18 protein-coding genes are annotated in these 21,472 nt (G+C 64.6%); 7 read left to right on the forward strand and 11 right to left on the reverse strand.

Features of this window, described 5'->3' with window-relative positions:
• Positions 1-67: 67 nt before the first annotated feature.
• Positions 68-982 carry a sensor domain-containing diguanylate cyclase gene (locus ABE957_RS07680; RefSeq protein ID WP_349758082.1) on the reverse strand — a complete coding sequence of 305 codons (915 nt, stop codon included), beginning with the start codon at positions 980-982 and terminating at the stop codon, positions 68-70.
• A complete protein-coding gene (locus ABE957_RS07685; protein ID WP_349758083.1) occupies positions 979-1,779 on the reverse strand; it encodes an EAL domain-containing protein in 801 nt (266 codons plus the stop codon). The genes ABE957_RS07680 and ABE957_RS07685 overlap by 4 nt, the downstream gene beginning before the upstream one ends.
• A gap of 254 nt (positions 1,780-2,033) precedes the next feature.
• On the opposite strand from ABE957_RS07685, the gene nfsA reads away from it, so the two are divergent.
• Entirely contained in the window at positions 2,034-2,765 is a 732-nt protein-coding gene (gene nfsA / locus ABE957_RS07690) for an oxygen-insensitive NADPH nitroreductase (protein WP_349758084.1), read from the forward strand.
• Positions 2,766-3,185: 420 nt separating this feature from the next.
• On the opposite strand, the gene ABE957_RS07695 is transcribed toward nfsA, so the two are convergent.
• From ABE957_RS07695 to ABE957_RS07725, 7 genes are all read right to left on the reverse strand, one after another.
• Entirely contained in the window at positions 3,186-3,803 is a 618-nt protein-coding gene (locus ABE957_RS07695; RefSeq protein ID WP_349758085.1) for a TPM domain-containing protein, read from the reverse strand.
• Positions 3,804-3,865: 62 nt separating this feature from the next.
• Positions 3,866-4,624, reverse strand: a complete 759-nt coding sequence (locus ABE957_RS07700) for a TPM domain-containing protein (RefSeq protein ID WP_349758086.1) — start codon at positions 4,622-4,624, stop codon at positions 3,866-3,868.
• Positions 4,621-5,241: a LemA family protein gene (locus ABE957_RS07705; protein ID WP_349758087.1), complete on the reverse strand. Its 621-nt coding sequence runs from the start codon at positions 5,239-5,241 to the stop codon at positions 4,621-4,623. Before ABE957_RS07705 ends, ABE957_RS07700 begins: the two co-directional genes overlap by 4 nt.
• Before the next feature lie 278 nt (positions 5,242-5,519).
• Complete coding sequence (locus ABE957_RS07710; RefSeq protein ID WP_349758088.1) at positions 5,520-6,290, reverse strand: DUF1499 domain-containing protein; 771 nt, start codon at positions 6,288-6,290, stop codon at positions 5,520-5,522.
• Positions 6,291-6,308: 18 nt separating this feature from the next.
• Positions 6,309-7,637 carry a glycerophosphodiester phosphodiesterase family protein gene (locus ABE957_RS07715; protein WP_349758089.1) on the reverse strand — a complete coding sequence of 443 codons (1,329 nt, stop codon included), beginning with the start codon at positions 7,635-7,637 and terminating at the stop codon, positions 6,309-6,311.
• A gap of 234 nt (positions 7,638-7,871) precedes the next feature.
• Positions 7,872-8,348 (reverse strand): hypothetical protein, encoded by a 477-nt coding sequence (locus ABE957_RS07720; RefSeq protein ID WP_349758090.1) that lies wholly within the window; start codon positions 8,346-8,348, stop codon positions 7,872-7,874.
• A gap of 110 nt (positions 8,349-8,458) precedes the next feature.
• Entirely contained in the window at positions 8,459-9,403 is a 945-nt protein-coding gene (locus tag ABE957_RS07725; RefSeq protein ID WP_349758091.1) for an AraC family transcriptional regulator, read from the reverse strand.
• Between the two features lie 135 nt (positions 9,404-9,538).
• Between ABE957_RS07725 and ABE957_RS07730 the strand changes: the two genes are divergently transcribed.
• Both ABE957_RS07730 and ABE957_RS07735 read left to right on the forward strand, forming a co-directional pair.
• Complete coding sequence (locus ABE957_RS07730; protein WP_349758092.1) at positions 9,539-10,426, forward strand: NmrA family NAD(P)-binding protein; 888 nt, start codon at positions 9,539-9,541, stop codon at positions 10,424-10,426.
• A gap of 109 nt (positions 10,427-10,535) precedes the next feature.
• The gene (locus ABE957_RS07735; protein ID WP_349758093.1) at positions 10,536-10,880 is read left to right on the forward strand and encodes a hypothetical protein; all 345 of its coding nucleotides are present in this window, start codon (positions 10,536-10,538) and stop codon (positions 10,878-10,880) included.
• Positions 10,881-11,057: 177 nt separating this feature from the next.
• Here ABE957_RS07735 and ABE957_RS07740 read toward each other — a convergent pair whose 3' ends face one another.
• Both ABE957_RS07740 and ABE957_RS07745 read right to left on the reverse strand, forming a co-directional pair.
• A complete protein-coding gene (locus tag ABE957_RS07740) occupies positions 11,058-11,549 on the reverse strand; it encodes an Lrp/AsnC family transcriptional regulator (RefSeq protein WP_349758094.1) in 492 nt (163 codons plus the stop codon).
• Between the two features lie 497 nt (positions 11,550-12,046).
• Positions 12,047-13,495 carry a dihydrolipoyl dehydrogenase gene (locus tag ABE957_RS07745; RefSeq protein WP_349758095.1) on the reverse strand — a complete coding sequence of 483 codons (1,449 nt, stop codon included), beginning with the start codon at positions 13,493-13,495 and terminating at the stop codon, positions 12,047-12,049.
• Positions 13,496-14,172: 677 nt separating this feature from the next.
• Between ABE957_RS07745 and ABE957_RS07750 the strand changes: the two genes are divergently transcribed.
• The 4 genes from ABE957_RS07750 (at position 14,173) to fdhF (ending at position 21,472) form a co-directional block, all read left to right on the forward strand.
• A complete protein-coding gene (locus ABE957_RS07750) occupies positions 14,173-14,973 on the forward strand; it encodes an enoyl-CoA hydratase (protein ID WP_349758096.1) in 801 nt (266 codons plus the stop codon).
• 158 nt (positions 14,974-15,131) lie between these two features.
• Complete coding sequence (locus ABE957_RS07755) at positions 15,132-16,772, forward strand: acyl-CoA synthetase (protein WP_349758097.1); 1,641 nt, start codon at positions 15,132-15,134, stop codon at positions 16,770-16,772.
• 99 nt (positions 16,773-16,871) lie between these two features.
• Positions 16,872-18,590 carry an NADH-ubiquinone oxidoreductase-F iron-sulfur binding region domain-containing protein gene (locus ABE957_RS07760; RefSeq protein WP_349758098.1) on the forward strand — a complete coding sequence of 573 codons (1,719 nt, stop codon included), beginning with the start codon at positions 16,872-16,874 and terminating at the stop codon, positions 18,588-18,590.
• Positions 18,591-18,601: 11 nt separating this feature from the next.
• The gene (fdhF, locus tag ABE957_RS07765; protein ID WP_349758099.1) at positions 18,602-21,472 is read left to right on the forward strand and encodes a formate dehydrogenase subunit alpha; all 2,871 of its coding nucleotides are present in this window, start codon (positions 18,602-18,604) and stop codon (positions 21,470-21,472) included.

Below are 21,472 nucleotides of genomic sequence, written 5' to 3' on the forward strand. Positions count from 1 at the left end.
AACGTGGTCCTGTCGTCAGGCCGATCTGCTGCTCTCGATGCCTGCTCTCGATGTGATGAAACGGAGGCTATGAGGCCGACTCGCTGGCCGGATGCGCCTCGGCGGTTTCCTGCACCTGGTTACGTCCCTTGTGCTTGGCGCCGTAGAGGGCGCGATCGGCGCGCTCCAGCAAGGCATCGGCTTCCTCGCCGTCCGCAAGCTGGGCGATGCCGGCCGAGAGCGTCAGGTGTATTCGCGCGGCGGCCACCGGGGTCATCGCGAGGCGCTGGCGCAGCCGCTCCACGGCCTGGCTCGCCTGCTCCTGAGTCACACCGGGCAGCAGGATCAGGAACTCCTCGCCGCCCAGGCGAATGACGTGATCGTGCTGGCGCATTGTCTCCTTCATCATCCTGGCGGACTCGCTCAGCACCTGGTCGCCCACCGCGTGACCATGACGGTCGTTGACGCGCTTGAAGTGATCCAGGTCGCAGCTCGCCACGCACAGGGGGGTGGCATAGCGGCGGCTGCGCTGGATCTCCTCCTCGAGAAGCCCCAGTCCGGCGCGGCGGTTGAGCAGGCCGGTCAGCTCGTCATGGTGAGCCAGATATTCCAGGCGCTGCTCCATGGCCTTGCGCTCGGAGATGTCGACCACGAAGGTGACCTTCTTCACCTCGCCGCGGCCGTCCTGAATGCGCGCGGCCTTCGCGAGGATGTTCCTCGGCTGGCCATCCTTGCCCAGTACCTCGCACTCCTGGGTGTCTTCCAAGTCGCTGTCCCCGGCGACGAAGCGCTGATGCAGGTCATTCATCGAGGCGTGATCGGCCTCGGGCACGACCAGGGTGAAGTGCTGGCCGAGCAGCTCCTCCTCGCGATAGCCGTAGAAGTCGCAGTAGGCGGGGTTGACCATCTCGAAGTGGCCTTCGGCATCGGTGATGCAGATGCCGATGGGGGCGGCACGGATGACCGTCTCCGTGTTGTCGAATGGCTCAAGCATCAGCGTCATGAGGTGGCTTCATCGCCAGGGAAAGGGCCGTCGAGCACCGCCGAGAGGCGCGCTTCAACGCCCTCCGCCAGGGCATTCAGGGCCGGTCGGGCGAAGTAGTAGCCCTGCTGCAGATATATGCCGGCTCGGTAGAGCCAGCGCGCCTCGTCCGCCTTCTCGACGCCCTCGGCGATCAGGTCGACTTCCAGCGGGCGGGCCAGGCCGATCAGCGCACGCAGCAGCGCCTGGCGTCGTGGGTCGGTGTCGCAGCCCATCACCAGCTGGTGGTCGATCTTCAGCTTGTCGGGCCGCTGGGAGGTCAGCACGTCGAGGTTGGCATGGCCGGTGCCGAAATCATCCAGGGCGACGCGAAACCCCATGCGCCGATAGGCCGTGATGATGGCGCTCAAGTGAGCATGATCCTGGATGCGCTCCGACTCGACGACCTCGAAGATCAGCCGCTCCAGCGGCCATCCCACCCGCCGCGAGACGTCCAGGGTGGCCTGGATGCACGCCTCGGGCTCGTAGACGGCATTGGGCAGGAAGTTGATGGACAGGCTCTCCTGCATGCCGAGCGCGCTGGCCTGCTCGATGGCCCTGACCCGGCACGCCTGGTCGAAGCGGTAGAGCAGCGCCTCGGTGACCTGATCGAGAATCTGGCTCGCCGGCTCGCCCTCGGGGCCCCTGACCAGGGCCTCGTAGGCGTGCACCCGCCGCCGGTGCAGATCGACGATCGGCTGGAAGGCCATGGTGAAGGCGAAGGGCAGCTCCCGTTCGCAGCGACCGCAGTGTCCGTCCCTTCTTGCGCAACGCCCCATGGGACACCTCCTTGTGATCCTTGGCCGTGGCCGTTCGTCGCGATGGCGAGCCGATGGAGTAAGCTTACATATTAGTTTTATCTATGTATCGCTATTGTACAAATATTTTTGACGGCCGGCGAGCCGTCCTCCACCGCCCTCGGTACGCGCGAAAACGGGCCAAAAGATAGTAAGCTGGCTAGCTAAGCTCATCGGTCGCCGGCGCGCCGGCCCCATGCTCACCGACTATCCCTGCCTGCCTCTCAGGAGACGCCATGAATCCCACCATCGAACTGCTCAAGTCCCATCGCTCGATCCGCAAGTTCACCGACCAGCCGGTCTCTCGCGAGCTGCTGGAGGAGCTGATTCGCGCCGGGCAGGCCGCGGCCACCTCCAGCCATGTCCAGGCCTACAGCGTCATCCACGTGACCCATCCCACCAATCGCGAGACGATCGCCGAGCTGGCCGGCGGCCAGGCCTACGTGGCGAGCTCAGGCGCCTTCCTGGTGTTCTGCGCCGACATGAAGCGCCCCACCGAGGCCGCCGAGCGCACCGACGCCCGTGTGGTGCGTGGCATGACCGAGCAGCTGCTGGTAGCCAGCGTGGACACCGCCCTGATGGCCCAGAACGTGGCCGTCGCCGCGGAATCGGAGGGGCTCGGCATCTGCTACATCGGCGGCATCCGTAACGACCCGCAGCAGGTCAGCGACCTGCTCGGCCTGCCCGACCACGTCTACCCGGTGTTCGGCATGTGCCTGGGCTACCCGGCCCACCAGCCGGACGTGAAGCCGCGCCTGCCGGTGGAGGCGATCCTCAAGCAGGACACCTACACCGACGATCGCGAGCAGGTCGCCGCCTTCGACGAGACCATGCACGCCTACTACCAGGCGCGGAAGGGCGGCACCAAGCAGAGCGACTGGTCGCACAACCTCACCCCGCTGTTTGACACCAAGCTGCGCCCTCACATGCGCGAGTTCCTGGTCGAGCGCGGCTTCGAGATGAAGTGAGCGGGATGACGGCGCGGTTCGTAGGAGCGCTGCTCGCCGCGCGATCCGCCGCGCAGCGGTGGTGGGTTAGTTGCCGTTGGTAGGGTGAATGCCCTTGGCTGGGAGCCTGACGACGCCCATCGCCCTGCCAGCAGTGCTCCCATGGAAGTCGGCTCACAGGCTCCTGCGACGTGCGGACGACAGTGTGCCGGCTCAACCGCCCACTCGCGCCTCCAGGGCCTCGAGAGTGGATCGGGTGCGCGTCACCTTGCTGCCCACGTCGCTCGTGCCGAGCCGTGAGTCGGAGCGCCTGTGCCATGCAGTCGTGCGTCATGCCGTTTACTCGCATCGGTCGGCGCATCTCGAACGGCGGCAGCCCTTCCGCTGAGGATCGGACGGGCAGAAGCGATCACAGTGCCCGTATGCATGGGCAGCAGTGGGTCAGTCCAGCACGATCAGGTGATTGGGCAGTTCATTGCGCTCGTGGGTGGCCGGCACCTGCTCCTTGAGATGTTCGCCGCAGGCCTCGATGCACTCCAGGAAGCCCTTCAGGGTCTCGCCGGCCATCACCCGCCGGGTGAAGGCCGCCACGATGGTCTGCCAGGCCTCGTCGCTGATGCGCGCCGAGATGCCCCGGTCGACCAGAATCTCCACATACCGCTCGGCCTCGGAGACGAAGATCAGCATCCCCGTTTCCCCCTCGGTATGGTGCAGGTTCTGTTCCAGGAACTGCCGCCGGGCGAGGTTGCCCGCCCGCCAGTGGCGAACCGATTGCGGGATCAGCCGGGTGGTGATGGCGGGGCGGCGGAACGCCAGGCCCAGCACGATGAAGGTCGCCCACTGTACCAGCGTCAGCTCGTAGGCCGTCAGCCAGCCGGGGAAGTAGTTGACCGCACCGGGCACCACCAGGGCCAGGAGGCCGGCCCAGAGCAGCGGAATATAGGCATAGTTGTCCGCTTGCGGAGCCAGCACGGTGACCAGCTCGGCATCGGTATCGCGTTCGACCCGATGAATCGCCTCGGCGACCTGGCGCTGCTCGTCTTCACTCAATAAAGCCATGGGGATCGTGATCTCCGAATCCTGATTGTCATGTGGGTGTCGCCGCCGGACGGAAGGCGGGATTACCAGCCGCCGGACGCGCCGCCGCCACCGAAGCCACCGCCGCCGCCTCCGAAGCCGCCGCCTCCACCGAAACCGCCGCCGCCGCGGGACCGGCCGCCGAGCGCACCGCCCAGCAGCATGCCGGCCAGCAGCCCGCCGCGACCGCCCCGTACCAGGGTCATCACGATGACGAACATCACGAAGAAGAGAATCGATGCCGGTCCTTCGGGCTCCTGCCCCCTAGCCTGGGCGCCGGGGGCGGCGCTGGTGTCCAGAGGCTCGCCGCCCAGCACCCGGATCATCGCCCCCACCCCTTCGGTGATGCCGCGGGTGTAGTCGCCCTCGCGGAAGGCCGGCGTCAGGATGCGGTTGATGATCACCGAGGACTGGGCGTCGGTCAGTCGACCCTCGAGGCCATAGCCGACCTCGATGCGCACCTTGCGCTCATTCGGCGCGACGATCAGCAGGGCGCCGTTGTCCTTCTCCTCCTGGCCGATGCCCCAGTGGCGCCCCAGCTGATAGCCATACTCCTCGATGGTCACGCCCTGGAGGTCCGGCAGGGTGGCCACCACCAGCTGCTCGGTGGTGGCCTTCTCGTGCGCCGCCAGCTGCTCGCTCAGGCGTGATTCGGTGGCCTGGTCCAGCAGCTCGGCCCGGTCCACCACGCGGCCTGTCAGTTCGGGGAAGTCGAGTTGCTGTGCCTGAAGGTCCTGGGCCTGGAGGCCCAGGGTCCCCGACAGCAGCAGCGCCAATAACGGAATGCGCAGAAGATCGATCATTCAAACTCCACCTGGGGGGCCTGGTCGGCGTTATCGGTCGTGGCGTCGAAGGTCTCGCGAAGCTGCATGTCGCTGTAGAGCACTGTGTGCCACAGGCGACCGGGGAAGGTGCGCAGCTCGGTGTTGTAGCGCTCCACCGCGGTGATGAAGTCGCGCCGCGCCACGGCGATGCGGTTCTCGGTGCCCTCCAGCTGTGATTGCAGGGCCAGGAAGTTCTGGTTCGACTTCAGGTCGGGATAGCGCTCGGACACCGCCATCAGGCGGCTCAGCGCGCCGGTGAGTTGCTGCTGGGCCTGCTCGAACTGGCGCATCTTCTGCGGGTCGTCCAACGACTCGGCGTCGATCTGGATGGAGGTGGCCTTGGCCCGCGCCTCCACCACGGCGGTCAGGGTCTCCTGCTCCTGTCGGGCAAACCCCTTCACCGTCTCGACCAGGTTGGGCACCAGGTCCGCGCGCCGCTGGTACTGGTTCTCCACCTGTGCCCAGGCCGACTTCACCTGCTCGTCGTAGGTGGGGATATTGTTGACGCCGCAGCCGGCCAGCAGCATCGCCATGATCAGCACAAGGGCGAACCGCCAGACGCGAGGGTCGGGAAGCGTGGAGTGTCTCGTCAGCATGGGGCAGTCATCCCTGTAATTGCGATTCGATGGTGCCCAAGGTACAGCTCAGGCTGATGCGAAGGAAGCAATGGTATGCCGACCTTCTGCCGTTGGCCGGCACGCCTACGACCTCACCCCCTTGTTCGGCACCAGGCTGCGCCCGCACATGCGCGAGTTCCTGGTCGAGCGCGGCTCCGAGATGACGTGAAGGGAGGACCGGCGTAGGCCCTGAACGACGAGCGGCGGCCATCGGGCCGCCGCTCGCGCGTGCTGCATCTGAAGAATCGGCGTGCCGCTCACTCGCCCACGCGTGCCTCCAGGGCCTCGAGGGTGGCCCGAATGCGGGCCGCGTTGGTGCCCACGTCGCTGGTGCCGAGCCGCGAGGCGGAGCGCATGTCCACCCGGACGCCGCGGTCCGTCTCGCGCAGGCGGATCACCACGTCGTCCTTGAAGCCGAACCAGAAGGTCGTGTCGGTGGCCTCGAGTCCATCGTCTCTCACCGCGGCGATCTCCCAGCCGGCCTCGCGAGCCAACGCCTCGATGGCCTCCCGCACGCTCGATAGCGGCGCCTCCAGTACCAGCGGCTGAAGGCTCGGATACCCCTCGCGCTGCTGCTTCGCGGTCGCCGCGCCGGGGTAGGTCACGGCGTTGGGCGCGGCCTCCCGCGCCTCCACCAGGGCCTCGAAGGCGGGCGGATCCTCGAGATCGGTGGTGATGTCGTGGATGGGCGGTACGGTGCGCGCCTGCTGCAGCTGCTGCCAGGGCACCGCGACCAGCGCCAGGCCGGCCAGGATCACCAGCGCGGCCAGCAGCGCCGGCAGCGTGCGGCGGGTGAAGGCGGCGATGAGCAGGCTCACCGCGCCCAGCCCGGCGGCGGCGAGGGCGACGAGGGCCCCGTAGCGCAGCATGCTGAACGCCTCACCGAGCGAGAGCATCTCCAGGCGATAGGCCGGCCCGGCCCCGGCCATGGAGAGGGCGGCCAGGCCGGCCAGGATGCTCCCGGCGATGGCCACCTTGAAGGCCACTCCCTGGCCTTTATGGGTGGAAAGCGAGCGGTGTGACGTCATGTCGATCCTCGTACGGCGTCAGGAAGCGGGCTCGGGATTGAGGCAGTTGTCGTAGAGGGTCACGGTCGCCGGCCAATCCGAGAACAGGCCCATGATGCCCACATCCTTGGCCAGCACGTCCAGCACCAGCAGCTTGTCGCCTTCGTTGTCGACCACCGCATCGACGCTTTGGTGGTACCACTCGCCGTCCTCGCTGAGGGGCCCGGAACGCTCGAAGGTCCAGGCGATCAGCTCGAGCCCGGCCGCCTTGGCGCGCTCGGCATAGACCGAGGGCACGATGCGCTCCTCGTTCTCGCCGGCCTCGGGACGCGCCTCGAGCAGCATCCACATCGGCGGTGCCAGGATCTTCACGCCCTGCTCGGCGAGCTCCTCCATGCTCGGCGACCAGCTCGCCGGGTCGCGATGGTCGAAGGTCTCGACGTCGTAGCGGTCGTCGAGGTAGACCGCCTGAGCGGCGAACTCGGGCGCGTTGTCGATCCAGTGACGCACGTCGTCCAGGTTGAACGACTGCGGGAAGACGTCCTCGGCCGCCACGCCGGCCTCCTTGTACTCATCGATCATCTTCTGGGCGTAGTCGGCCTGGCTCATGCCATCGAAGGGCATCGCCACGCCCGGTGCCTTGAGCTCCGGCGTCATGCGCACGCCAAGCGAGCGGAACAGCTCGATGCTCTCGGCGTGGGTCATCAGGGTGCCGCGGGTGGCGTAGAGGTTGGTGCGCCACCCGGGTGTGCCATCGAGATATTCCGCCAGGCTCTCGGCCTCGGAGTTCACGCCATCCATGCGGCCCTCCAGGCTCTTGAACTCGGACACCGTGATGTCGCTGGTGCAGCACTGGATCGCCTCGGCATTGGTCAGCGCGCCGGTGTCGGGATCGAAGGACGGCGGCAAGCTGCACTGATCGGCCAGGTTGGTCTCGAGGATGTTGGTCGTGGCGTGCAGGTCGCACTGGGAGTGGCGACACACCAGCGCCTTGTCCTCGGTGAAGGTCACGTCGCACTCCACGATGCCGGCGCCCATCTGCGCCGCCGCCAGGTACGATTCGCGAGTGTGTTCGGGGAACTGCATGGCCGCCCCGCGATGGCCGATCGAGAAGTCCCGGCGCTGCCACTGCTCGGTGCCGGCGGCGCAGCGCATCAGGGTCTCCTTGAGGTGGCGTTCGCGCTGTGTGCTCTCGTCCATGTCCTGGATCAGGAACAGCGGGCGAGGACCCAGGGTGACGTTTTGGGCCGCCTCGACGGCGGTGATCTTCTGCGGGCTGGCGGCCAGCGCGGACGCCGAGGCCAGTGCAACGACGATAGCCAGGGCAAGCGCCAGGCCCATCCGTGGCAGCGCGCCGGTCCTGCTCATGCGGTAAGTCCTTTTCATGATTCACCTCGCGAGTCGCTTGAGTGGTGGAGTGACTCGCTCAGCGTAGCAGAGCCCCCGGCCGGGGCCGCGTTGCCGGCGGAGCCGAGATATGTGGAGACATGGCGACTCCACGGGATATGCCCGATGGCCATGAGGGGCGCGCCCCGACAGGCCGTCATGACCCCCGTGAGTGGCGGGAACGATGCGTCCCGGGATTCCACCGGGCCGTTCCGTTCATTCTCCGGCGGGTGACGCCTCCGGCTTTATCTCCACACGGATCAGGCGCAACGTGACCTCGTCACTCAGGTTCTCCACCGAGTGGGGGGCTTCCGGCGCCTTCCACATCGTCAACGGGAAGGTTAGGGGCGCCTCCAGCTCTCGGGTATCGAAGATGATGTTGCCTTCCGCGTCACGATCGATGAATTCCCCCGCGGCCTGAAGATAGAGCACGCTGGGCCAGCGATGGGAATGCAGGGGCTCAACCACACCCGGCAGCAGGGTGACTTCCAGCACTCGCACCCTGTCGTTCTCCAGGAGGATCTCGTGATTGTTCGGTGCCGCGACCACGGCATCCAGCTCTTCTGGCCAGTTGGCAGGGTCGCCGGTCTTGTAGATGACGGCAGAAGCCTGCGCGGTGTCCTGGCTGAATGCCGTCATGGGTAGAAGGCACAGCATGAGGATCGCAGGGAAAGCGATCAGGGGCTTTTTCATGGCGAGATACCGGTGGCCGAGCGCCCACGTGGTGGGGTGACGGGTGTGGGTCAATCCAGTGTAGGAAGGTTTTCGGTGGGGAGGTGAGCGCGGGCGTCGCCCGGGGCCGCTCAGTCGCTGGCCAGGGCTCTCGCTCTGTGCGCCTTCGGACTCACGCCCCGCACCCGCTTGAACGCGGCGCTGAAGGCATAGGGCGTCGCATAGCCGACCTTGTCCGCCACGCTGCCGACCGTCTCGTCGGGCTGGCACAGCAGGTCCGCCGCCAGAGCCAAGCGCCAGTTCTTCAGGAAGGTCATGGGCGGCTCGCCTACCAGGTCATGGAAGCGACGCGCCAGCGACGAGCGCGAGGCGCCCGTCTCCAGGGCCAGCGTATCCAGTGTCCAGGGGTGGGCGGGGTGGTCATGCATGATGCGCAGGGCGTTTTCCACGATCCGGTCGCCCTGGTAGCGCCACCAGGCCGGTCGCTGTGCGCCCTGTCGGGCGAACCAGGCCTTCAGCACGGCGGTGATCAGCAGGTCGAGCAGGCGGTCGAGGACCGCCGCCTGCCCCGGCTCGTCGATGATCACCTCGTCACACAGCAGCTGAACCAGGGGCGAGGCCCAGTCGCGGCGGGACAGCGACAGCACGGGCGGCAGCGAACGCAGGAGGCGATCGCTGATGTCGCTCAGGTGCTCATAGGCGCCGACGAGAAACACCGTCTTCCCCCGAGGATCGTTGCCCCAGGTGCGCACGCCGTGGGTCATCTCTTCCCGCACGGAGTAGCCCGCCAGATCGCAGCAGCGTTGACCCGGGTGAATCACCACCTGCGGGGGCATCGTCGGCGCGTGGGCGACGGTGTAATGGACCGGGGCGCGAGTCACGGCGATATCGCCGGGGCCGATCCGCACCGGCTCGCTCTCGTCGGGCACGATCCATACCTCGCCCGCCACGCCGGCGACCAGTGTCAGGGGCGATTCGGCGACGATTCTCAGCGACCACGGCGGCGTCATCACCGTGCGGAGGGCGAAGGCCCCACGGGCCCGCGGCGCGTCCAGCAGTCCACCTAGTGTATCCATCGCACGATTATAGACGGATGCGTATGAAACCGAGCGTCCCGCGCATGGTGGGTCACCGGAGCCCTCCTTAATCTTCAAGGTGTCACCCACGCCCCCCCCCGGGGCAGCACCGCTAGATCTTCAGGAGAAAGCGCCATGAACGCAGCATCCATCACCCAACAGGATCACCAGGGCGTCGTTCTCGTTCTGGGCGGCACCGGCAAGACCGGGCGTCGCGTCGCCGAGCGCCTTCAGGCCCGCGGCATCGAGACCCGTATCGCCTCGCGCTCGACGACCCCGGCCTTCGACTGGAACGCGCCAAGCGGCTGGGAGGCGGCCTTCGAGGGCGTGACGGCGGCCTATCTCACCTATTCCCCGGATCTGGCGATTCCCGGCGCCACGGAGGCGATTCGCCGTGTCGTGGACTTGGCCGTCACCAAGGGCGTCCGGCGCCTCGTGCTGCTCTCCGGGCGCGGCGAGGAAGAGGCGCAGGCCTGCGAGCGAGTCCTCCAGGCCGCCGAGGTCGAGTGGACGGTGGTGCGCGCGAGCTGGTTCATGCAGAACTTCTCGGAAGGCGAGTTTCTCGGCATGGTCCAGGCCGGCGCCATCACGCTGCCGGCGGCGAACATCCCCGAGCCCTTCATCGACGTCGACGACATTGCCGATGTCGCGGTGGCCGCGCTGACCGAGGAGGGACATGCCTACGAGACCTATGAGGTCACAGGACCCCGCTGCCTGACCTTCGCCGAGCTGGCCCGGGAGCTCTCCCGCGCCGCCGGGCGCGACGTGAGTTTCACGCAGGTCCCCGCGGCCGGGTTTGCACGCGCCATCACCGAGTCGGGCGCGCCGGCGGACATCGCCTGGCTGCTGAACTACCTGTTCGAGACGGTGCTCGACGGCCGCAACGCCTACGTGGCCGACGGCGTGCAGCGGGCGCTGGGTCGTGAACCCGCCGACGTCGCGGACTTCGCTCGTCGCATCGCCGCGTCCGGTATCTGGCAGGCGACGCATGAAGAGGCGACGCATCAGGAGACGGCCGTATGAGGCGTGCAACCCCGATTGCCGTTGTCGCCGCCCTGCGCCATCCTGACCCGCCGGGTGAGCGCCACCCCAGGCCCGGGATCGATGACACCGGAACCCGGAGAGAACGAGCGTGAATGAGCAAACCGAGCTGGCCCCGCGCCTGCGTGCGCTGCTGACGAAGCTGCCCGACGAGGACGTGCCGATCACCTATCAGCAGGCGGCCGAGGCGCTGGGATTGGTGCCGCCGCGCACCATCCAGCGCGTCGCCCTGGCCCTGGAGGCGCTGATGCGCGAGGACGCGGCCGCCGGCTGCCCGCTGATCGCCGCCCTGGTGGTCAGTCGCCGTGGCGAGTTGCCCCGGGCGGGCTTCTTCGAGCTGGCCGTCGAACTCGGCCGCTTCCCTGCCGACCCGGCAGGTCACGAGGTAGCCTATCGGCAGGAGCTCAGGCAGGTGCTGGCGGCGCGATCAGGATGAAGTGAAGAGAGTGAGGTCAGCTCACCGGCCGCGGACCGCTCGTTCCGACACCACGCTCCCCGGCCGCGCAGAGGGAGCGTCACCAGTTCGATCTCGGCCGCTAGCCCCATGAGCTGCATGCTGGATCACACAAGATCCATGTGATGTGACGAAGAGCCGAATCAAGCTCCTTCCGGTTCAGCTTCTTGGGTCAGTCGTCAGATTGGTAAGATTCAGTTGAGCAGATTTGATCTCTCTGATGGTGATGTAGGTCATGTAGCGATCAATCCCTAAATCCGCTGAAAGAAGTTCTTCCATCACATCTTGAAAAGCGGGAAGACTGAGCGTCACTACTTTCAGGATGTAATCCATCCCTCCACCCGTCGCTGTGCATTCGACGATCTCATCCACTTGATTGATGTGCTGCTCAAAACGATTAAAAATCGATTTACCATGTTCCTTGAGCGAAACGGTAACAATAACTCTAGTGACATCTGCGATCTTGTCGAGCGCGATGTCCGCATGATATCCACTTATCAGCCCAGCTTCCCTTAACCGGTTGAAACGAATCCAGCATGGTGTCGGGGAAAGATTGACGAGTTCTGATAGTTTGGTCTTGCTGAGATGCCCGTGATGTTGCACTGCGCAAAGAATGCGGATGTCTGCGGCATCAATTGCAATTTTTCTCATTTGTTTTCATCCTCCATTGTAATCCCCGACGCAGGAGCTGGTTCAGAAGTGAGGCGAAGGTGCTTTCCGATGCTAGATACGGCGCCTTGAGATCGAGATCACTCTAGAGGAAATCTTGAGCTGGACTAAAAGTGCAACATGCTAGGGTGGGTCAGTGAGTCGATTTACTGTGGTTTCCGAAGCTCTCGCACACAAGGAAACTTATCCCTGCCATACACCACCATACTAGACGTTACCAGCAGCTGGATCAAACTGAACGATATCATACCGAGCTCATGAGGTCAGCGCCTTGTGGTATCTGTAAGTCGCTGTTTTTATAAGAAGTATGGCGAAAGCATCGGTACCTTCAGGGGGTGGCGGACGCGCTGCGGATCGCGTGGGTCGGCGAGGAGGTCATCAGGTGCGGCGATCATAGCGGATGGCCCTCTGGAATCATCTTGTTCGTAGAACTTGACGATTTCCAGAGAAGATGCCATCCGCTATTTTTCAGGCCTGTTTTATGAATATGCCGGGACTGAGTTTGAATGAATCATGGTTTCAGCTGCATAGACCCGACGCTTTTCCCTGGCGTCGATCAAAACATCCCTTAACAGCTCTTCGGCACTGGGGTGATAGACAGGCATCATCAGTACCTGCTCTGCCGTCATGCTGTGGGTAATGGCCAGGGCAAGCAGGTGCGCCAGGTGTTCGGCTTGGTAACCAAGCAACTCGGCGCCTAGAATTACGCCAGTTCGTGCGTCCAGGTAGACTTGAATACGTCCTTCGACCTTGTTCCAAACCACATGACGGGGACTTGAGAACGGCAGCTCTCCAATGACGATTTCCAGGCCTTCAAGCTCCCGAAAACTCTGCCCGATGATGGCGATCTGAGGATCGGTGAAGAACACCATTAATGGCGGCCTACGATCTACTGGCACCGGGTCGGGGTAGTTCAACGCGTTATCGGCGGCGATACGTCCCTCATCAAAGGCTTCGTGCCACACCGGCAGGTATTCAGCCGCGTCGCCGGCAATGAAAATGGGATAGTCAGAGCAGAGCATCGTCTGTGGATCGAATATCACCTTGCCCGCTTCAGTGAATTCCGCTCCTGTATGCTCCATGCCCAACTGGTCTACATTGGAGATCCTCCCCGTGGCGACCAGGATCCTGTCGAACACCTTGGTGACCCGCTGGCCGTTCGACTGTTCAAACTCGATCCAGGCACCTTCAGCATCTTCCCAGGTGCTCACCACCTGGCCGCTGGGATAGATATCCAGCTCGGAGCCGAGGATATCAAGGGCTTCCTGCTGCATGTCCGGGTGGGTGAGGGCGTTGATCTTTCCGGAACGGCCATAAACTGTCGTTTTGACCCCGAGCCGGTGGAGAGCCTGCCCCAGCTCCAGTGCGATAACGCCCATGCCGATCACCGCTATCGAGCTGGGCAGGTCCTCCAGCTCAAATACCGTATCACTGGTGAGCACGCGGTCCATTACTGGCTCGAATACCTTACTGACCGCAGGCCTGGAGCCGCAGGCGAGGATGATCTTCTCTGCTTTGACCTCGACGGATTCGCCCACCCTGAGGTGGCCCGGTCCGATAAACCTGGCGTGCCCCTCGAGCTTGTGATGGGGCGGAATCTTGTTGACGTAGCGGAGATTGTTGGCGACAAAGCGCTGATCTCGCTCTCGGCGCAACCTTTCGAGCACTTTGCGTCCATCCACGTGACCTTCGGATGTCACGCCGAAAAAATCGCTGGTGGTCAAGTGGTGCGCGTAATCGGAAGCGGTGATCAGCAACTTGCTGGGCATGCAGCCAACCCGTGCGCAGGTAGTCCCGTAGGGACCGTCCTGAATCATCACCAAGCTGTCGGTCTTGCGGCTGATCTTCGAGTAGGCGCCCAGTCCAGAGGTGCCGGCACCGATGATGGCGTATTCAACATTAATGGTTTTCATAGTAGATTCGCTCATGTGGCGCCTCATCTTTTAAGGTGCTTTATTTTATTAAGGTGTGCCTGGATGGTTGAAAATCATCGCGCCTGGCTCAAACCGCTGTCTAAGTTATTAAAGACTGGTGGGATATATTGAAAAGTTTTTATTGCTTGAAGCATGATAGCTTGGATGCCGCCTGACCATGTGCAGGCTACCCGGGGGGCTTTGAGCGGTAAAGCGATAGTTTCTAAGTATTTGGCTTATTTTTCGTAATCCATGGGTTGTGGATTGGCGGCTCGGGTTCGATTCTGGTGGGGCTGGGTGGTGCATCCAGGTCACCGTTAAAGCAGGTCGCGAGACCTCGCATTAGCTAGACTAATCTAGCTGCTTAGAAATTGTCGCTTTCCAGGTGTTTCCTGAATCCCTTACGCTGAGGCTACTCTGAGGCAGGAAGCCTCTCCATGTCGGCCTTTCAGTCCGCCATCCGTTGGCGAAGGCAGTCCAGTCGGACATCTGGAGCGAAACGATAAAAAAAGGATGGAGATCATGCGTGTCGTGCTGTCCCCGTACATCACCTTCGGCGGAGATATGATGTCAGAAAAAATGATATCCAGCATCCATGCTAGCGCCTATAGTAACTTTTTCTTTCATAACTCGATCACCACCGAGGTGACGATAAATAGTGTTTAATCAGCCATCTCTGGCGGGAGTTATTTATGAATAACAGTCAGTCTTCAGAAAGCGTTCTTCTCAGGGATGATAAGGAAGGAGCTGTCTACCTCACACTGAATCGTCCGGATAAATTCAACACGCTCTCCGAAGCAGTGCTTGCCTCATTGCAGCGGGAATTGGATGCGATCGCTGCCGATCCCGCTGTCCGTTGTGTGGTGATCAAAGGCGCAGGGCGAGGGTTTTGCGCCGGCCATGACCTGAAGGAAATGCGGGCAAATCCCGACCATTCCTATTACCAGGAGTTGTTTCGCAACTGCAGCCGGGTGATGAAGAGTGTCGTCGCGCTGCCGGTGCCGGTCATCGCCCAGGTCCAGGGCATGGCCGTGGCGGCGGGGTGCCAGTTGGCGGCCAGCTGCGATCTGGTCATCGCCGCCCAATCGGCCAGCTTCGGGGTGTCGGGGATCAACGTGGGCCTGTTCTGCTCGACCCCAGCCGTGGCGCTGTCACGCAGCATTTCCCCCAAGCGGGCCTTCGACATGCTGGTGACCGGCGAGTTTATCAATGCGGATACCGCATTGGAGTGGGGACTGGTGAGTGCCGTCGTCGCGGATGCCGAGCTGGAGGCCGCCGTGGCCGATAAGGTGGCAACGATCCTGAGCAAGAGTCCTGCGGCCGTGCGCTTTGGAAAGGCCATGTTCCATCCCCAGCGTCAGATGGCGTTGGCCGATGCCTATGACTTTGCCGGCAACGTGATGGCCGACAACATGATGAGCCCTGACGCAGGCGAGGGAATCGATGCCTTTCTTGCCAAGCGTCAACCCGTCTGGGAACAGCCGGGCCGCTAGTGCCACAGCCGTCGTCTCGGTCAGGGCCGCGACTCCCAAGGCGGCATGGCCGTGGATTGGGGGCTGACAACTGAACCGTCAATGTCCTGGTAAGGCCGTCGCGCCGATTGAACGGCTGGAGACGTACCCTTCCCTAAAAAAACAATAGGGGTAAGACCATGAGTGAAGCCTGCCATTACAATGATGCGCTCGAGAAAACGGCGGCGAATTACGTCGCGCTGTCACCCTTGAGCTTTATCAAACGGGCAGCCGCCGTATATCCCGACAGGACGGCGCTGATCTACAACGAGACGCGGTACAGCTGGCAGCAGACCTATGCGCGCTGTTGTCGACTCGCTTCCCTGTTGAGGCAGTTTGACATCGGCAGGGGCGATACGGTGGCCGTCATGCTCCCGAACGTCCCCGCCATGTACGAAGCCCACTTCGGCGTGCCCATGGTGGGAGCCGTGTTGAATGCCATCAACATCCGCCTCGATCCGGAGGCGGTGGCCTTCATCCTCGAGCACAGCCGCTCGCGCCTGCTGCTGGTCGACCCCGAGTACGTCGACGTGGTCGAAAAGGCCCTGGCCCGTCTGGAAGGGCCGGCGCCCACGGTGATCAACGTGCCCGATCCGAGCCAGGGCGTGGAGCGCGCCATCGGTGAGCTCGAGTACGAGACGCTGCTGGCCGATCAGCCGGTGTGGGAGGAGTGGCAGTTACCCGCCGACGAGTGGGATGCGATCGCGCTGGGGTACACCTCAGGCACGACCGGCAACCCCAAGGGGGTGGTCACCCACCATCGTGGCGCCTACCTGAACGCGACCAGCAATGTGCTGGCCTGGAGCCTTCCTTCCTCGGTGGTCTACCTGTGGACCCTGCCGATGTTCCACTGCAACGGCTGGTGCTTCCCGTGGACGCTGGCGGCCATCGGCGGGACCAACGTCTGCCTGCGGCGCGTGGACCCCGAGCTGATCCTCAAGCTGATCGGGAAGCACGGCGTAAGCCATTTCTGCGGTGCCCCCATCGTCCACGCCATGATCGCCGATGCGGCCGATGCCGCGCAGGCGGTGGTCGAGCACAAGGTCTGCGGGCTGATCGCCGGGGCGGCGCCGCCGGCGTCCGTGTTCAAGCGGATGGAAAAGATCGGCATCGAACTCACCCATGTCTACGGGCTGACGGAGACCTATGGTCCGGCCTCGATTTGCGTCAAGCAGGATGGCTGGGATCAGCTTCCCCTGGAGGAGCGGGTTCGGCTCAATGGCCGCCAGGGCGTGGCGTATCCCCTGCAGGAAAGCATCGCGGTGCTCGACTCGGTCACGATGGAGCCCGTACCCGCCGACGGCCAGACGGTCGGCGAGATCATGTTCCGTGGCAATATCGTCATGAAGGGCTACCTGCGCAACGAAACCGCGACCCGTGAGGCCTTTGCCGGCGGCTGGTTTCACTCCGGCGACCTGGCCGTGATGGAGCCGGACGGCTACGTCAAGATTCGCGACCGGCTGAAGGACGTCATTATCTCCGGCGGGGAAAACATCTCCTCACTGGAGGTGGAGGAGATCATTCAGCGGCACGCCGATGTCGAATACGTGGCGGTCGTGGCGATGGCGGATGCCAAGTGGGGCGAGGTGCCCGCCGCCTTTGTCCAGTTGCGTCCCGGCAGCGAGCTGAGCGAAGAGGAGCTGATCCGCTTCTGCAAGGAGAACATCAGCCGCTTCAAGGTGCCCAAGAAGGTCATCTTTGGCCCGCTGCCCACCTCTTCGACGGGGAAGGTCCAGAAGTTCCAGCTGCGCCAGAAGCTCGAGACCGGCCCGTCCGCCTGAGTCGCTCAGGCACGAGGAGTGGAGCCGCCCATCGCCCTGGCGAGAGCCAGGGCGAACACGCCAGGTAGGCCAACGCCCACCGATAACAACGAGCCCGCCATGACCGTCGAGACCCTCACTCCCCAGCGTCGTTTCCGTGGCAAACCACGTGGCCGTGACCTGCCCCCCGTCGCCCTGGCCGCGCTGCGCCAGCTGCTCGGTGACGAGCGCAGCGACCCGGGACGGCAGCGCCGTGATCTGCTGATCGAGTACCTGCACGCCATCCAGGATGCCCATGGTCATCTGTCGCTGGTGAACCTTCGGGCGCTGGCCACCTACATGAACCTGCCGATGGCGGCGGTCTACGAGACGGCGACCTTCTATGCCCACTTCGACGTGGTGCATGACGATCAGACGCCGCCACCGGAGGTGACGGTGAGGGTCTGCGACTCGCTGTCCTGCCAGTTGGCCGGTGCCGCGACGCTCAAGGCGGAGCTGGAAGCCGGTGTCGATCCTCAGGCGGTCCGAGTGGTGAGGGCGCCCTGTATGGGCCGCTGCGATACCGCACCGGTAGTGGAAGTGGGGCATCATCATGTGCTGTACGCCACTCGCGAGGGTGTCGAATCGGTGGTCGATACGGGCCACTTCCACCCCGAGGCGATTCACTGGCAACGCCTCGATGGCTACAGGGAGCAGGGCGGTTATCGGTTGCTCGCCGACTGCCACGAGAATCGCGTGACGGTCGAGGCACTGATGGAAGCGCTTGAGCGGGCCAACCTGCGCGGCCTGGGCGGTGCCGGCTTTCCCACCTTCAAGAAATGGAGGTTCGTGCGCCAGGAGCCGGGTCCGCGCTATTGCGCGATCAACGCCGACGAGGGCGAGCCCGGCACCTTCAAGGATCGCTATTATCTGGAGCGTGCACCGCATTGCTTCCTCGAGGGGGCGCTGATCAGTGCCTGGGCGGTGGAGGCCTGCGCGCTCTATATCTACCTGCGTGACGAATATCCCGGCCTGCATCGGGTTCTCGGCGAGGCGATCGCTGAGCTCGAGGCGGCCGGCCTCGCGCCGCCGGGCTATATCGTGCTGCGTCGCGGGGCCGGGGCCTACATCTGTGGCGAGGAGTCGGCGATGATCGAATCCCTGGAGGGAAAGCCGGGCAAGCCGCGCCATCGCCCGCCCTTCGTCGCTCAGAAAGGACTCTTCGGCCGCCCGACCCTGGTCAACAACGTCGAAACCGTGTACTGGATTCCCGAGATCTGGGACAAGGGCGCCGACTGGTTCGCCGGTCACGGTCGCCATGGTCGCAGTGGACTGAGAAGCTTCTCCCTCTCGGGTCGGGTCAAGCGCCCCGGCGTTCACCTGGCCCCGGCGGGCATCACCTTGAACGAGCTGATCGATGAGTACGGGGGCGGCATGGCCGACGGCCACCGCCTGGCCGGCTACCTGCCGGGTGGCGCCTCGGGAGGGATCCTGCCCGCCAGCAAGGCCGATATCCCATTGGACTTCGATACCCTGCAGGCCGAGGGCTGTTTCATCGGCTCGGCCGCGGTCATCGTGATCTCCGACCAGGACGAGTTGCGCCAGGTGGCCAGTAATCTGCTGGCCTTCTTCGCTGATGAATCCTGCGGTCAGTGCACGCCCTGCCGGGTCGGCACCGAGAAGATGCTGAGCCTGCTCGAGCGCCCCGAATGGGATGTCGAGCAGCTCCAGCGACTCTCGCAGGTGATGATGGACGCCTCGATCTGCGGCCTTGGCCAGGCGGCGCCCAACCCGGTGTTGGGGCTGCTCAAGGACTTCCGCGACGAGCTCGCCGGCCAGCACGTGATCGTCAGGGGGTAGGGGAGATGAGCATGAAAGAACCGAGCGTGAAGGAAAGCTTCACCCTGACCCTGGATGGCACCGAGGTCGACGCCCATCCCGGCGAGACCCTCTGGCAGGTGGCCAAGCGCGCCGGCGAGACCATTCCGCATCTGTGCTTCAAGGATGTCCCCGGCTACCGGGCCGACGGCAACTGCCGCGCCTGCATGGTGGAAGTGGAAGGCGAGCGTGTGCTGGCGGCGAGCTGCCTGCGCGAGGCGGCGCCTGGCATGGTGGTCAAGAGTGCCACCTCCGAGCGGGCACGCGTGTCCCGGGAAGGGGTGATGGAGCTGTTGATCGCCGACCAGCCCGAGCGCGACGCTGGCCCCGACCGCTCGAGCCACTTCTGGGCGATGGCCGATCTGCTGGCCATCGACGCCACCGCGGTGCGTGAGCGGTTACCCGCGCGGGCCGAACGAGTGGAGCCCACCGTCCACCATGTTGCCGAGCGTGCGGAGTCTCTTCCCCATGCCAGGGGCCACGACACCACCCACTCGGCCATGCACGTCAATCTCGATGCCTGCATCGAGTGCAACCTCTGCGTGCGTGCCTGTCGCGAGGTGCAGGGCAACGACGTCATCGGCCTGGCCCACCGCGGCGCAGCCTCGAAGGTCGTCTTCGACTTCGACGACCCCATGGGCGAGAGCACCTGCGTGGCCTGCGGCGAATGCGTCCAGGCCTGCCCGACCGGGGCGCTGATGCCGGCGACCCTGATCGACGCCACGGGGCGCGGCGACTCGAAGGCCGCCGATCGCACCGTCGACTCGGTCTGCCCCTATTGCGGCGTGGGCTGCCAGCTCACCTATCACATCACGGGCCAGCACGCCGAGGACGAGCGTATCCTCTTCGTCGAGGGGCGTGATGGTCCTTCCAACCAGAACCGTCTTTGCGTCAAGGGCCGCTTCGGCTTTGACTATCCCCGCCACCCCTCACGACTGACCACCCCGCTGATCCGCCGTCCCGGGGTGCCCAAGGGGCTCGACCCCGCCTTCGACCCGGCACGACCGCTGACCCACTTCGCTGAAGCGAGCTGGGAGGAGGCGCTGGATGTGGCCGCTCGGGGACTGGTGGATCTGAAGGCGGCTCATGGCCCCGACGCCCTGGCCGGTTTCGGCAGTGCCAAATGCTCCAACGAGGAGGCCTGGTTGTTCCAGAAGCTGGTGCGTACCGGCTTCGGCTCCAACCATGTCGACCATTGCACCCGGCTGTGCCATGCGAGCTCGGTGGCGGCGTTGATGGAGTGCATCGGCTCGGGAGCCGTGACGGCCTCCTTCATGCAGGCCCTCCAGGCCGATGTGGTGCTCCTCACCGGTTGCAACCCGACCATCAATCATCCGGTGGCGGCCACCTACTTCAAGCAGGCGGCCAGAAACGGCACCAAGCTGATCATCCTCGATCCCCGCGGTCAGGCATTGGATGCCTATGCCCACCGCAGCGTGCGCTTCACCCCGGGCGGCGACGTGGCGCTCTACAATGCCATGCTCAACGTGATCGTCAGCGAAGGCCTGTATGACGACGCCTATATCGCCGAGCACACCGAGGGCTTCGAGGCACTCAAGGCCCACGTGAGCGATATGACGCCGGAAGCGATGAGCGGGCTCTGTGGCGTCGACCCCGACACCATTCGCGACATCGCCCGACTCTATGCCACCGCCGACAAGGCGATGATCTTCTGGGGCATGGGCATCTCCCAGCACGTGCACGGCACCGACAACGCTCGCTGCCTGATCTCGCTGGCGCTGGCCTGCGGCCAGACCGGCCGCCCGGGTACCGGCCTGCACCCGCTGCGTGGCCAGAACAACGTCCAGGGCGCCTCGGATGCCGGGCTGATTCCCATGGTGCTGCCGGACTACCAGCCGGTAGGGGACGCCCAGGTGCGCGCCGCCTTCGAGGAACTGTGGAACACCACGCTCGAGGAACGACCCGGGCTCACCGTGGTGGAGATCATGGATGCGATTCACGCCGGCCAGATCAAGGGCATGTACATCCAGGGCGAGAACCCGGCGATGTCCGACCCCGACCTCCACCATGCCCGCGGTGCGCTGGCCAGGCTCGAGCACCTGGTGGTGCAGGATCTGTTCGTCACCGAGACGGCCCAGTTCGCCGACGTCATCCTGCCGGCCTCGAGCTGGATGGAGAAGGACGGCACGGTGACCAATACCAATCGCCAGGTGCAGCTCGGCCGCGCCGCCGTGGCGCTGCCCGGTGAGGCACGGCCCGACTGGTGGATCCTCCAGGAGATCGCCCGGCGCTTCGGGCTGCCCTGGGACTATGCCCATCCCCGCGAGGTGTTCGCCGAGATGAAGCGGGGCATGGCCTCTCTGGACAACATCACCTGGGAGCGACTCGAGCGCGAGAACTCGGTGACCTACCCCTGCCCGGCAGAGGATGCCCCCGGGGCCGATGTGGTCTTCTCCGAGAGCTTCCCTCGAACGGGTGGCAAGGCGAAGTTCGCCCCCACTAGGCCGCTGCCGCCGGATGAGCCCGTGGATGCTGCCTTCCCCACGGTGCTGATCACCGGGCGTCAGCTCGAGCACTGGCATACCGGTTCCATGACCCGACGCAGCCAGGTACTCGACGCCCTGGAGCCCGAGGCGGTGGCCAGCGTTTCGCCGAGTGAGCTTCTGCGACTGGGGCTGCACCCCGGGGAAGCGCTGACCATCACCACCCGGCGCGGGGCGATCACGCTCAAGGCGCGGGTCGATCCGCTGATGATGGAGGGCATGGTATTCGTGCCGTTCTGCTACGTTGAGGCAGCGGCCAACCTGCTGACCAACCCGGCGCTGGATCCCGACGGCAAGATTCCCGAGTTCAAGTATGCGGCCTGTCGCCTGGGGCCAGCCACGACGGCTCTGGCAGAGTGA

The sequence above is a fragment of the Halomonas pelophila genome (assembly GCF_040196315.1).
GTDB classification, from domain to species: Bacteria; Pseudomonadota; Gammaproteobacteria; order Pseudomonadales; family Halomonadaceae; genus Halomonas; species Halomonas pelophila.